The organism is Chitinophaga sp. RAB17, from assembly GCF_052114225.1.
In the GTDB taxonomy this organism is placed as follows: Bacteria; Bacteroidota; Bacteroidia; order Chitinophagales; family Chitinophagaceae; genus Chitinophaga.
The window spans coordinates 182658-196275 of the sequence record NZ_JBFREI010000004.1 but is presented as its reverse complement, the minus strand read 5'-3'; the positions used below and the strand labels follow the sequence as shown (position 1 = coordinate 196275).

The 13618-nt window shown below is 45.0% G+C and carries 12 protein-coding genes; 5 read left to right on the top strand and 7 right to left on the bottom strand.

Features of this window, described 5'->3' with window-relative positions; translation table 11 throughout:
- Window positions 1-20: 20 nt before the first annotated feature.
- Window positions 21-980, top strand: a complete 960-nt coding sequence (locus AB4Z08_RS16125) for a hypothetical protein (RefSeq protein WP_441574786.1) — start codon at window positions 21-23, stop codon at window positions 978-980.
- On the opposite strand, the gene AB4Z08_RS16120 is transcribed toward AB4Z08_RS16125, so the two are convergent.
- Window positions 977-1618, bottom strand: coding sequence for a hypothetical protein (locus AB4Z08_RS16120; protein ID WP_441574785.1), 642 nt, complete (start codon window positions 1616-1618; stop codon window positions 977-979). The genes AB4Z08_RS16125 and AB4Z08_RS16120 overlap by 4 nt on opposite strands.
- Before the next feature lie 256 nt (window positions 1619-1874).
- A complete protein-coding gene (locus AB4Z08_RS16115) occupies window positions 1875-2786 on the bottom strand; it encodes a sterol desaturase family protein (protein WP_441574784.1) in 912 nt (303 codons plus the stop codon).
- Between the two features lie 364 nt (window positions 2787-3150).
- On the opposite strand from AB4Z08_RS16115, the gene AB4Z08_RS16110 reads away from it, so the two are divergent.
- Window positions 3151-3909 carry a ferritin-like domain-containing protein gene (locus AB4Z08_RS16110; RefSeq protein ID WP_441574783.1) on the top strand — a complete coding sequence of 253 codons (759 nt, stop codon included), beginning with the start codon at window positions 3151-3153 and terminating at the stop codon, window positions 3907-3909.
- Here the strand turns inward: AB4Z08_RS16110 and AB4Z08_RS16105 are convergent, their stop codons facing one another.
- Entirely contained in the window at window positions 3910-4593 is a 684-nt protein-coding gene (locus tag AB4Z08_RS16105) for a GNAT family N-acetyltransferase (protein ID WP_441574782.1), read from the bottom strand.
- A gap of 78 nt (window positions 4594-4671) precedes the next feature.
- Window positions 4672-6945 carry an ATP-binding cassette domain-containing protein gene (locus AB4Z08_RS16100; protein WP_441574781.1) on the bottom strand — a complete coding sequence of 758 codons (2274 nt, stop codon included), beginning with the start codon at window positions 6943-6945 and terminating at the stop codon, window positions 4672-4674.
- A 64-nt stretch (window positions 6946-7009) separates the two neighbouring features.
- Here AB4Z08_RS16100 and AB4Z08_RS16095 point away from each other — a divergent pair, with 64 nt between their 5' ends.
- Both AB4Z08_RS16095 and AB4Z08_RS16090 read left to right on the top strand, forming a co-directional pair.
- The gene (locus tag AB4Z08_RS16095; RefSeq protein ID WP_441574780.1) at window positions 7010-7441 is read left to right on the top strand and encodes a MarR family winged helix-turn-helix transcriptional regulator; all 432 of its coding nucleotides are present in this window, start codon (window positions 7010-7012) and stop codon (window positions 7439-7441) included.
- A 174-nt stretch (window positions 7442-7615) separates the two neighbouring features.
- Window positions 7616-8374, top strand: coding sequence for an SDR family NAD(P)-dependent oxidoreductase (locus tag AB4Z08_RS16090; protein ID WP_441574779.1), 759 nt, complete (start codon window positions 7616-7618; stop codon window positions 8372-8374).
- Between the two features lie 75 nt (window positions 8375-8449).
- Here the strand turns inward: AB4Z08_RS16090 and AB4Z08_RS16085 are convergent, their stop codons facing one another.
- A complete protein-coding gene (locus tag AB4Z08_RS16085; RefSeq protein WP_441574778.1) occupies window positions 8450-8980 on the bottom strand; it encodes a GNAT family N-acetyltransferase in 531 nt (176 codons plus the stop codon).
- A 279-nt stretch (window positions 8981-9259) separates the two neighbouring features.
- Window positions 9260-10090, bottom strand: a complete 831-nt coding sequence (locus AB4Z08_RS16080) for a 3-keto-disaccharide hydrolase (RefSeq protein ID WP_441574777.1) — start codon at window positions 10088-10090, stop codon at window positions 9260-9262.
- A 111-nt stretch (window positions 10091-10201) separates the two neighbouring features.
- Here AB4Z08_RS16080 and AB4Z08_RS16075 point away from each other — a divergent pair, with 111 nt between their 5' ends.
- Window positions 10202-12115, top strand: a complete 1914-nt coding sequence (locus AB4Z08_RS16075; protein WP_441574776.1) for a hypothetical protein — start codon at window positions 10202-10204, stop codon at window positions 12113-12115.
- 81 nt (window positions 12116-12196) lie between these two features.
- On the opposite strand, the gene AB4Z08_RS16070 is transcribed toward AB4Z08_RS16075, so the two are convergent.
- Window positions 12197-13615, bottom strand: coding sequence for an ATP-binding protein (locus AB4Z08_RS16070; protein ID WP_441574775.1), 1419 nt, complete (start codon window positions 13613-13615; stop codon window positions 12197-12199).
- Window positions 13616-13618 lie beyond the last annotated feature (3 nt).

The window sequence follows — 13618 nt, the reverse complement described above, 5'->3', positions numbered from 1 at the left end:
TCTTTCTAAAAAATAAATAAATGAAAAAAGCATTGCCGCTTTTGATTTGTTTCATTTTATCTGTTACCCTTTCCCAGGCACAGGATGCCCCTCCTGATACTGTTAAAACCGGTATATACATTACCAGCATACATGATATTGATTTCAAACAAAGTGAATATACCATTAACCTCTGGCTATGGTTAACTTATAAAAACAAACAGTTCGACTTTATACAAAACCTGGAAATACCACAGGCAAAGTCCTTTACCAAATCATTTTCCACGATAGACTCCAGCAATGGCCGCATTTATTTGCTGATGAAATTGCAATGTGTGATGAAGGATTCCTGGAGGATCAACAACTTTCCTTTTGACCGGCAGCGACTGCGTTTTTCCATTGAAAACTCACAGTATGATTCCCGGGCAATGGTATTTGTCGTTGACTCACTCGGGAAACAGTTTGATCCTCGTTTTACACTGAGGGGCTGGAATATTGACAGCTTTAAAATGTCTACCGGCACCAAAGCATACGAAACTGCTTTTGGTGACAGCAGTGTAGCGAAACCACATACGGAGTACAGCTCTTTTACGGTTAAAATAGGTATTGGCAGAGATGCCGGTCAACTGTTCTGGAAAATGTTCCTGGGCATGTATGTATCCTTCCTGATCGCCTATATCTGTTTTTATATCCACCCCGACAATATTGATTCCCGCTTTGGATTGGGGGTAGGCTCTTTGTTCGCCGCTATCGGAAATAAATATATCATTGACTCTTCACTACCGGATTCTACCACCTTCACGTTGGTGGATACACTACACGGCATTACCCTGTTTTTCATCTTTGCCGTCATTACCTCTTCCGCATGGTCGCTGAAGCTGATCAAAGCCAATAAGCTCAGGGAAGCGCACAGAATGGACCTGATACTGGCACAGGTAGTATTGTTATTGTATGTGGGGCTGAATGTTTATTTTATTACGAAGGCAAGTAGCGGCAGTTAAAACCTGCTCATCAATTCTTCAAACTCAATTTGCTCCGTGGTCAGATGCCCCGGACCTCCGTACTTTTTTAAATACTTCCATTTAGATTTGGCGTCAATTACCCTGGGTTGTATTCTTTCGCTTAACGCATGCACCGGGCGGCCTGTTAATGAAGTAAAATCGGCTGTATAGATTTCAAACTGCTGACAGGGAAACCGCTTTTTCAGCTGATCATCGTAGTCCCAGAGGTACAGCACTTCGCCGGCCTTATACTCAATGATGAACAAATCTCCTTCATCTTCATACTCTTTCGCAACGGCTACCTGCAGGGCATTTACACGGGTTACCTGTATGCCGTTTTCCATGAGTAGCTGATTGAGCTGCGACCATCTTTTTCTCGATTGCGCACGTTGTTTATACATTTCATAAGGTGCAAATAACACAAAAGAAAAGCATAGCGCTGCTATTGTTCCGAATACAATAACCGCCATCCTCACATCCATCAACATAGCCATATTTGTGAATACTGCACCGGCAAGAAAGATAAAGACGAAATCGTGCAGTTTAAATTTTGATACCCGTTCCTTTATGGCGTTGCTTTTCAGCTTGTTTAACAAACGTATTTCATTGGCAAGGAGTGGCCTGCTGATCTTTTCCATTTAAAAATAAAGTTGGTCAGGTAAAGGATAACAATATCAAAAAATTAAGTCGTTTTAAAAAGATGTTCTACAAATAACGATAGGCCAGAGTATCATTCATTATCCGGGTAACAGTTTACTGCATAGATATTACGTCCTGATTGGATACCGGAAAAGCCGTACTGAAAAGGTAATAAATTTTGGGGAAGAAAAACGTATCCATGCGACCAGGCTGCAGCAGGAAGGAATTATACTTCCCTCCTGCTGCATGTTTTCATTAGCTTTCCAGGCAGGCGCCATTTTCCTCTGCTTCCAGTTGCCGCTGCAGGTCTTTACTGGTTTGCGAGTGACCATCATGGCTCCAGCCGGGCGCAAAAAGCAGGTATTTCAACTTATCCGATAACGAATCTGCTTTCTTCATATCCTGCGACAAGGCTATGAACTCATGGAAAATGATGTTTACAGGCCCCCTGTTCTCCAGATCTTTCACGAGGCCGTACCTAACCTTATCTTCCGGCAACTCCTCCTGGAAGGTGCCAAAAATCCGGTCCCAGAGAATCAGGAGCATTCCCATATTCTTATCCAGGTAGCGGTAGTTGCTGGCATGGTGCACACGGTGGTGTGAGGGCGTGACGAAAATATATTCAATGACCGGATGTAGTTTACCGATGGTTTGCGTATGCACCAGGTTACCATAAATCTGGGTAACATAGTAGGCGATTAAAATATCGATCGCACTAAAGCCCATCAAACTCAGAGGCACAAAGAAGAACAACCGGTACATGGGTTCAAATACACTGGAACGGAACCCGGTGGTGAGATTAAAATGTTCTGAAGAGTGGTGAGTAACGTGTACCGCCCAAAACAGGCGTATATAGTGCCCGGTGGCATGCAGCAGCCAGTACAGGAAATCCTGCAACAGGACCAGCACTGTCCAGTAAAGAAATACATTGGGAATAGTAAAGAGATGATAGTGCCGGAAGCAGTAATCCAGGAGCAGGTAGGTACCTGACTTCATGACCACATTGACCAGGAAATTTACACTCATCAGGTAAATAGTTGTCAGCGTGTCTTTTGATTCGTAGTGTTTTTTGTCGTGTGCATAACTGAAATACGATTCGATCAGGCTTAAAATGATGATGGCGCCGAATAAATAGAAAATAACTGAATTTAAAGTTGTTTCTGTCATAGGTATTACTTTTCCGAAGGGATATCTTCCCAATTACAGGTTTCTTTTTCGACAATAAGACGATTCCCGTGAATTAAACCCCTATAGTACTACTAAAAAAGATTTCCTGCAAGGAAAATCCATCATAAAAGAAATTCTCCCTGCCAATGCTACAAATAACGCTGCAAGGCGGAATCCCTTTACATTGTAATACATAGGCAATTCCTTCAACTTCTCTTCACCATTAAATAAATTTTGGGGTTGAATATTTATCATTTACTTTGCAGTACAAAGTACTTTTAAAAACACGAAACACAAGCCTATCCGGGGTATTGTACCGGAGAAGGCATGTTTTATCTCTTCATCACCCTTAAAATCCCATATTATGAACCCAAGCGAAAAATGGATTGAACACTTCGCATTCAGCGCACAGCAACAGCGGATAAACTGGCAGCTAACGCCTCGTCTGTCGGCGGCAGAAAGAAAAACGATCCTGCGATCCATGCAGGCATGGCAACTGGGAGAAACCTCCGATGGTGCCAACCTGATACGTGCGGCCAGGAAATATGCCGCCAAAGGCAATGACCCGGACTATGTAAGCGCCATTGAGCTTTTCATTAAAGAAGAGCAAAAGCATGGGAACAGCCTGGGCAGGTACCTGGATGCTATCGGGGAAAAAAGAATAAAGAAAGACTGGGGAGATACTTTGTTCAGGAAAGTACGGCATTTCAATACCAGCATGGAAATATGGACAATTAGTGTGATCGTGGTGGAAAGCACCGCGCAGATCTATTACCAGTCACTCAAAGACGCGACCCGTTGTTTGTTATTAAAACAGATCTGCACAGATATACTGATTGATGAAGCTTATCATATCCGGTTTCAGACAGAAAGGTTAGCTGACCTCTTTCAGCAGAAAAGCAACAACAGCAGAATGATCTGTGCAGCTATTTACCGGGCCTTCTTTTTCATGACCACTTGTGTGGTATGGCTTGGGCACCGCAATTTATTTAAAGCCGGTGGCAATACATTTAAAGACTTCATGCATAAGATGAAATACAAGTACATCAAAATATTTCAACGATCCATGCAGGTGGATTATAATAGCCCCACCTACCATGCATTTTTTCACAGCGGCAACTAACTATTTACGCACGCGCCGGAAAACGATTTCCCTCCGCGTTTCAAATCCCATATGCTCATAAATACGAATGGCCCGCTCATTGGCCAGGGATACGTGCAGGTAAGAAACCACACCGGCGGCAGCATGTTGCTGACAAAGGCGGTTAATCAGTCTTTGTGCATATCCCCGCCCGCTGTAATCCTTATGTGTGCAAATCGCGCTTAACTCCGTGAATCCGTTAAGCCGCATACGTTCTCCGGCCATGGCCACCAGCTCACCTCCCTGCCTGATGCCATAGTAAGTTCCCAGCAAACGGGTATCCTTATTATAATATCCCGGCTGTAAACTATTGATCAGGTTATACATATCGGTGGCATCCGCCTCGCCGAGCAATGAAACGGGAATGCCTTCATCGTCCATCATTGGTGGCATACTGCTCTCCAGTACCATTTGGGCACAGGGCAATTCATGTTCTACTACCCAACCTGCCGGTAAAGCGGGCAGATCACCGATGATAAAAAATGTTTCCCCTGCATTCATCCAGGGGTCCAGTTCTTTTAAACGGTCTGACTGCGCATCATCAACGGCAACAAAAGGAACAATTCCTGGCTTATATCTCTTAGCATGATCTGTTCCCTGTGCAAAATCCGCGTGTACGCTGGTTAACGCACCCCAGGCGGGGTTGTCTAATACGGTTTCCTTCATCCGGCTAATGTATGTTTTTTCATAAAATCTACCTTTATTTTTTTGATGAAAGAGATATTTTTTTAAGCGTCATATGCGCTAACTATGATGGATATACTTTTTCAGAAATACACCGGTCAAAGACGCTTTTTCCCGCATCATATCTGCCGGCGTACCTTCAAAAACAACTGTACCGCCCTCCCGTCCTGCTCCCGGTCCCATATCAATGATCCAGTCGGCCTGACTGATGACATCGAGATTATGTTCTATTACCATCACCGTGCTGCCGCGGTCTACCAGCTTGTTCAGCAACACTATCAGGTGCCCCACATCCGACAGGTGCAGCCCGGTAGTGGGTTCATCCAGCACATAAATATTACCGGTATGTTCTAATTCCGTGGCCAGTTTTATCCGTTGTCTTTCCCCACCGGATAAGGAGTCCAGTGGCTGTCCGAGCGACATATATCCGAGTCCTACTTCCTGCAAACGATGCAATATGGTAAGCACTTCTTCTTCCTGGAAAAACTTCATCGCTTCCGCCACATTTAACTGCAACACTTCATCAATAGCCTTGCCTCTGAATTTATAACGCAGCACTTCTGGTGTAAACCGCCGCCCATGACATACTTCGCAGGTAGTTACTATATCATCCATAAACGCCAGGTCCAGAGAAGTCACGCCCAACCCCTTGCATGCCGGACAAGCGCCGGCAGAATTAAAACTAAAAAGTCCTGCACTGACGTGATTGCTTTTTGAGAAGAGATGGCGGATGATATCCGATATCCCTGTATACGTAGCCGGATTGGAGCGTATGGAGCCCGCCAGCGCGCCCTGGTTAATGCAGATGGTATCAGGATACAGGCGTGGAATCATGCCGTTAATCAGGCTGCTTTTGCCAGATCCGGCCACGCCCGTGACTACCGTTAAAACACCTTTGGGAATATGCACGCTTATATTTTTCAGGTTATGCAACGTGGCATTTCGGATGGTTAAACTGTCTTTCCATGTTCTCACCACCTGTTTTACCGGTGTGGGTTTCCGGAGATATTTACCGGTAAGTGTACCCGATTTCAATAATCCCTTGACCGTGCCTTCGAACACAATTTCGCCGCCATTCTTTCCGGCTCCCGGCCCCATATCAATGATGTGGTCTGCTTCCAGGATCACATCCGGATCATGCTCTACCACCAGCACTGTATTTCCTTTATCACGCAATCGCTGCATCAGTACATTCAGTTGATGCACATCCCGGGCATGGAGTCCACTGCTGGGTTCATCAAAAATGTACAACATATCACTCAAACTGCTCCCCAGGTGGCGTACCATCTTTACCCGTTGTGATTCGCCACCTGATAAAGTAGATGTTTCCCGGTTCAGGCTCAGGTACCCCAACCCTATTTCTGTTAAATGAGTAAGTCTTTCTATGATAGCAGCTACCATCGTTACGGCCTGCGTCGATTTGATCCGTGCAATTTCTTTTACCAGGTCGCTTACCTGTAAGGCGGCATAGTCTGCAATATTTTTACCATGGATTTCAGCACTCAGTATCTTTTTATTTAACCGTGCGCCTTTGCATTCCGGGCAAACGCCCTTCTTTACTACATGCTTAATCGCTTGCTGGAGGTTCTTTTTATTCTCCTCTGCTTCTTTGCCAAGGAATCTTTTCGTAAACCGCGGAATAACGCCTTCATACTTTGCAGAAGGCCACCAGCCAGACTTAGGATGGGGAGGTTTAATTTCTTCCTGGTATAATAATAACTCCCACTCTTCCTTTGTGTATTGCCCCAGCTTTTTGTTATTGTCGAAATAACCAGATAATACAAAGCGTTTCCATAAGGCAGTGCCTACATCAAACGAAGGGAACAATATGGCCCCTTCATTCAACGATTTACTGCGGTCAAAAAGCTTTTCCTCATCTATGGCTGTTACTGTACCCAGGCCATCACAAACAGGACACATCCCTTCCGGGTGGTTAAAAGAAAATACGTTGGAGTAACCTACAAATGGCTTCGCGATCCGGGAAAACAACAGCCGCAGCAGCGAATATATATCCGTGATGGTGCCTACGGTAGAGCGGGCATTTCCTCTGATGGGCTTCTGATCTACAATAATAGCCGGGCTCAGGTTTTCCATCAGGTCGGCATCCGGCTGTCCGTAATGCGGCAACCGGTGCCGGATAAAGCTGCTGAAGGTTTCGTTTAACTGCCGCTGTGCTTCCGCAGCAATGGTATCAAATACCAGTGAGGACTTTCCCGAACCAGACACGCCGGTTAACACAGTGATCTGTTTCTTTGGAATATTTACATCGATGTTTTTCAGGTTATTTTCCCTGGCACCTTTAATTATGATCCCGTCATGTTTGCTACTATTCATACACAGAAAAAATTAAATGGTTAACATAGTAAATGATTAACTTTGTTAACAAATAGCAATTATTATGCCCGGGCAACCAGCTGAACAATTCGAGCAAGCCTATACAAATCTGCAATGCCTGATCATTGCGCAGGTAAACAAATTCAGTACAGAGCATCTAACTGCCACACAATACCTCATCCTCGATTTCATAATACGTAGTGGAGAAACTGCCACAGGGCAGCTCGCAAAACAATTCAGAATTTCCCCACCGGCTATTTCCCGGCAAATAAAAAAGCTGATGGAAGATGGATTGATTGTACAAAAGCGGGATACAACAGACCGGCGTATTTACTTTAATGCAGTAACACCTAAAGCCGTAAAACTGGTGAGTCAGGCCAAAAAACTCCGGAAAACGATGTCGCTCCAACTGCAGCAAATCCTGTCCGACAGCGATCGTAAAACATTTATACGGCTATGTAACCTGATTACGGAGAAAATAAAGCTGGAAGAATAAATTTATTCATGCAGACTTTTTATATATCTTATTGAAACGTTAAACCATTGACGACCCTAACACAAATGCTGTACCTTTGCCATACAAAAAAACAAACCGAGCTATTTACCTCCTACAGCCACTGTAATGTGTTACAGTTCAATATTTGTATTGAGTTACTTTAAAATATAAAATATGAAACGACTGGAGAACAAGGTTGCCCTGATCACGGGTGGCGCAGGAAGTATCGGACAAATAACAGCTAAATTATTTATCGAAGAAGGTGCTAAAGTAATATTGGTAGACCTCGATGAGGCCTCCCTAAAGAAAATAACAGCAGCATTAGGAAGCAATGCAGCCTATGTAGCTGCCAACGTAAGCATTGCTGCTGATGTAGAAAGATATGCAAAAGAGGCCGTGCAAAAATTCGGTAAGATTGACATTTTCTTTAACAATGCAGGTATAGAAGGTGTAGTAAAACCTATCATAGATTTCCCGGAAGAAGTGTTTGACAAAGTGATAGCCGTAAACGTAAAAGGCGTTTTCCTGGGCTGTAAATATGTGCTGCCACAAATGAATGATGGGGGTAGTATGATCATCACCTCTTCTGTAGCAGGGTTAACGGCATCACCTAACTTTGTTGCCTATACGACCAGCAAACATGCCACCATAGGCATTATGAAAACAGCTGCCCTGGAAGCCGCACCGAGAAAGATCCGGGTAAACTCCATACATCCGTCACCGGTAGATAATAGAATGATGCGTTCTATCGAAGAAGGATACGAACCAGGCAAGGGTGCAGATGTGCAGAAAGCTTTTGCTGCCAGCATTCCATTAGGCAGATATGCCGCTCCGCTTGAAATCAGCAAACTCGTGTTGTTCCTGGGCTCTGACGATAGTCAGTTTATTACCGGCGCACAGTATGTAATTGATGGTGGCCTAACCACAAAATAAAGATAGTTTTATAGCCGATCCAATGATGCAAGCGACTTCCCCTAAAAAGGAAGTCGCTTTGTTATTATCATTATTTTACTCAATTCCAAACTCCGGTGCATATACAACTACGCCTGAAATAGCATCCAATGCACCCGGTATTAATTCCAGCGCCATAAAATTATTGTCCGGCACTTCCATCGGCGCTTTTATATTCCATTTAATCGCCGGCCGGAATCCGAATTTTGGATAATAATGTTCATGACCTAATACAACCACCGCTTTATATCCCATATCCGTAGCTACTTCCAGCCCCTTCCGAATTAATACCCCGCCAATACCCTGGTTTTGATACGCAGGCAATACTGCCACCGGCGCCATTGCCAGCACACCGGAAATCAACGCCTCTCCGGACTTAACAGGCAGGTTTGTAAACAGGATATGCCCTACTATTGTATTGTCCCGTTCAGCGACCAGTGAAAGCCCGGGAATAAAAGCGGTACTTGTCCGCAGCCGGTCTACCAGGAGCGCTTCTTCTTCCCGTTTAAATGCGGCTGCCTCTACTTCAAAAACTGTTTTTACGTCTGTGATATTTTCGGGACGTATATGAATGGAGAATGATGACATAATGCTAAAATTGTAATATTTATATACGCTCAAACACGACCATATTGATGATGGTTCAGGATTTCCAGCGTACATTATTAAATAAAAAAGGTAGGCCCTTCCGGTCTGTCCGAAAGGGGAAGCCGTGAAACCGGCGGTGTAGAGGTATTTTAGACAATATCCATCTTACAAAAGTAAAAAAAAACGGGAATAAAAAAAGACCGGCCAATTGCCGGTCTTTGAAATGTATTGGGTTATGTTAATAATGTCTGCCCCGTGGTTCTTCATTATGCCCATCGCTTACGGCTTCTTAGCCGGCGCCAGGTTCTTTATTTCTATCTTCCTGAAGTCCACCGGCTGACCTTCGCTCTGCAATGCAATAAATCCTTCCGATAATAACTTTCCATCAATCTTAATGGCAGGATCATAGTTGTTGACTACGCCGCCACCAATCTGTGGCTTCGAATACTGCAATACAGTATCTCCGTTGATAATATGCGTAATCAGGGAATCACCCAGCACAATCAATTCTCCACGCACCCACTGTTCTCCTTCATAGGTTTTGGAAGTAGACTCCAGGCAATGTTGCGGCTCCAGTTGCCCTTTGTATACCACATTGGTGCCCGGCGAGCACATGTTGCCGGTAGGTCTGGGCTTACCGTCTCCCAAACCGGCCAACAGCTGCATTTCTACGGAAATAGGCCAGTCCTGCTCTTTGGGCATAGTCCGGGGATCCTGCGAATGAAACATCACGCCACTGTTCAACAGGGTATATTCCGGTGCTGTAGGACACCATTTCCCTACAAACCGGTATTCAAATTTCAAATGGTAATGTGAAAAGGGTTGCTTGTAATACAGGTGGCCAAACTGTTCATTAAAATCGCCGTACTGGTCATAGCGCACTTTAATGATGCTATCCTCTACCCGGAAAGTATTTCCAAAATTATCCCCCACTTCGTGGTGATGAATTTTCACAATCCAGTCGTTGATATCCCTGCCATTAAAAAGGGATATCCATCCCGTATTTTTATCTTGTGCAGGATCACCGTGTTTAGGAGTATGGGCACAGGACATGCAGCCGGCAGACAACGTTAGTATCAGCATCAAACGGGAAAAACAGTATTTCATCATATAAATACGCAGTTATGGGTGTAAATCAGCGTACAAAATAACTTTTTAATACAAAGAATGAAAGGGTTTATTTATTCCTATATTTGAAACCGTTCAAACTGGAATATATTGATGAATAAGCTGGTATTATTAACTGCCCTCTGTTTGTTATCCTTAAAGATGAATGCCCAGGATATCAATGAAAACCTACGCAAACAACATTTATCCGTACGCGGTGCCATTACTACAAAGGACTGGATACTCCGCGGACCAGTGAAATCCCTGAAGGAATGTACTTACGGATATGCGGCAAATGGAGAGAAGGAAACCACCTTCTACTGCAACAATACCGATTATAGTACTGCCGGGCTATTATTAAAACAAAGCTATTACAGCAATAAGGAAAAAAATACCACAGATAGCAGGTATTACTATTCCAACAACCACCTGGACAGCATCACCGGGTTTCAGAAAAAAGTATATCACTATGATGATCATGACAAGCTGGAGAAAATACGTACCTATGGCTACTATGATGAAAACAGGAATACCGTTGTCATGGAGGAAATATTCGGCTACGATAAAAAAGGGATGATTGTCCAAAACACACAGACTTCCATACCTGACAAAGCAGTCACCAATTTCACTTACGCCTACCGTAAAACCGGGGAGTTAATGGAACAGCATATCGTGAGCGAGGGAAACGATATCCTGTATGTGAATGAATTTGACACAAAAGGACAAGCCTACAAAACCAAAATCATACAGGCAAAATCGCCCGACAATAATAGTTTCAGCAGTATTGAACTGAATCAGCAGGGAGATATCTCCGCCATGACCAGCAGTGGAAAAAATACAGCCACTGTGCGTACTTACCAGTACGAATACGATGCACAGGGCAACTGGCTGAAACAAACCGTTACAGAAAACAGTAAATTGAGATTTAGCATTGTCCGCACCATCACCTATTATCCAATAGGCAGCGGCGATACTATTACTACCGCCTCACCCGATATGCCGGTGGTGAAGCCCCCGCTGATGCCGGCTGAAGTAGTCGATTCTTTTATAACGGCACTGGATCAACGTCAATACAATCGTGCGTACAACTACTGTAGCGGCGGCCGTTGGGGCACACCGGCACAGTTTTCCAGCATTAATATGTATGGCGGCATCACTGCTGCGAGGATACTGAAAGCACAGCCGGCTCCCCTGTTGATCGGGCAAAACGATATTAATATAGAAGCCACCGTATACGTAGAAGATCCCACCAACGGCAGCGGCACCTTTGTACAACAGTTCCAGTTGCGGAAAAGAGACAACGTCTGGAAAATTGCCGGTATCAAATTAATCAGCAGTACCCGCCCATCGGACAACTGGAGCCTGAACGTTCCTACCCAGCCCGATCTGACCAAGGCACAGGTGCTCCGCCTGGCGAAGGCGGTATATGATACCGTTTCCCTGGTATCGCCAGTGGGCGATGGAACAGAAAAAATGAACCGTGAGCTGGACACACTGCGCTTTTTCAAAGATGACAAGATGCTGTACTGCGCAGCCGTATTTGCTATCCAGGGGCCTCAGTACGGCGCTTCTGTCGGCTGGTGTGATATTCTGCTCTTCGCCAAATCCGGCGATAAATGGCAGCTGCAGACGTTTTTATTAAACGCCGGCGGTGGTGGTATGTATGGCTACTCCGGTCACTTCAGCAAGCTACTGCGCATGGGCGATGAACATGTGGCCATTGTACTCGAGGGAGGACTTACTCATATGGGAGATAATGTGACGTGGTCCGATTTAGTGGCTTTCCACCAGGGAAAACTGCAACCGCTCCTCCACATCAACACAGATTATATGTACGAGGATGGTAGTGATACCAGCCATAGCAAATGCTTCGAAATTAAATTCCGCTTTGAACGAAATAGCAAAAAAGTGTATGATCTCTTACTGGAAAGGTATGGTTGCGATAATAATAAGATGCCTGTAAAGAAAGCAACGGTACCTTACGCCAACGGGTATACGTTGCCCGAGTCTTTTAATGAAACGTTCTGATGTAAGCTGCGGCTGTAGGGAACTCCCCATACAGCCGCAGTGCTACTTTAAGCAGCCGGCGATTACGTATAGCTGTTGCCGTTAAACCGACTTACCATTTTTATAATACTCATGCTGTATACCTTCCAGCAGGTCCTGCGTATCTATGGGTCTGTCTTCCGATAAAGCGCGGATAGAGGCAGCCTGTACAATGTTCAGGATAGACGCGCCCGTTAGTTCATATTTCCTGGCAAAATCCTGCAGACTGATATCTTCACTCCACGGAATATCTGCCGGCATGGTATTATTCCACAGCACCAGGCTTTCCTGTTCATTAGGTGCATTGAAAGGTACCACTGTCTGGAAGCGGCGGATAAAAGCCTGGTCCATATTATTACGGAAATTGGTCGCCAGGATCACCAGTCCGGGGTGCTCTTCAATTTTTTGCAGGAGATAAGATACTTCCTGGTTAGCGAAACGATCGTGCGCAGATTGTACATTAGTACGCTTACCGAATAATGCATCTGCCTCATCAAAAAACAGGATCCAGTCTTCTGCCCTGTCAAAGATCTGTTGGAGGTTTTTCTCTGTTTCCCCGATATATTTTGACACGACAAGGGACAAATCGATCCGGTATACATCCAGTCCGAATTGCTTTCCGAGCAAACTGGCCGTCAACGTTTTCCCGGTTCCCGGAGGGCCATAGAACAACGCACGGTAGCCCGGCTTGGTCCTTCTGCCCAGGTTGGCATCCGACTCTATGCGGCCGTGATATTTCAGCCAGTGCCGGATCATTTTCAATTCCCGATCTGTTTGCCGGGAAATGACAATATCATTCCATTCCATTTTTGTCTCCAGCAAAGTAGCCGGGAAATTGGAACCAAAAGAAGGCCGCCATTTTCTACCGGTCAGGAATTCCGCCAGTCTTGATTGAGAAAGTAATAATCGACCACTCATTTCAGGTTCTCCTTCCCGCATGTCTTCCAGCGTGATGATGCCCGTCTGGAAAATAGTGGGACGTTCTACCGCCGCGCCGTTTATTTTCCCGCCATACACTTCCCCTTTTAACCAGGAGGAATAATGCAGGCGCATATCCATGTTCATTCCTGCGAGCAGGAAAAGGGCCGTTTCTCCCGTAGGAATGATTCCGCGATAGTTGCCCCCTTTCACCCCGCCAAACTCCGGGAAATCGCCTCCTTTAGGCATGTATTGCCTGATCAGGGAAGTGAAGAGATCCGGATGTGCATGTGGAGAGATCGCCAGCATCAGGGTGATATATTCTTCCACAGAAAGATGATTGTCTATCACATATCTCGCCAGCGGAGAGTCGTCATCTGTTAATTCAAATGGGGGCTGCACAAAATCCGCCTGTTTACCGAAATAATGATCCAGTCTTGCTGCGGCCACTTTCAGCAACACCGTCATAGATGCCGCCAGGAAAGACTGCCCGATGACACCAGGTACGGCGGTTTCTTCTGTTTCCTCCGGTGTGGAGATGGTTTCTTTTTTCTTCCAATACATAAT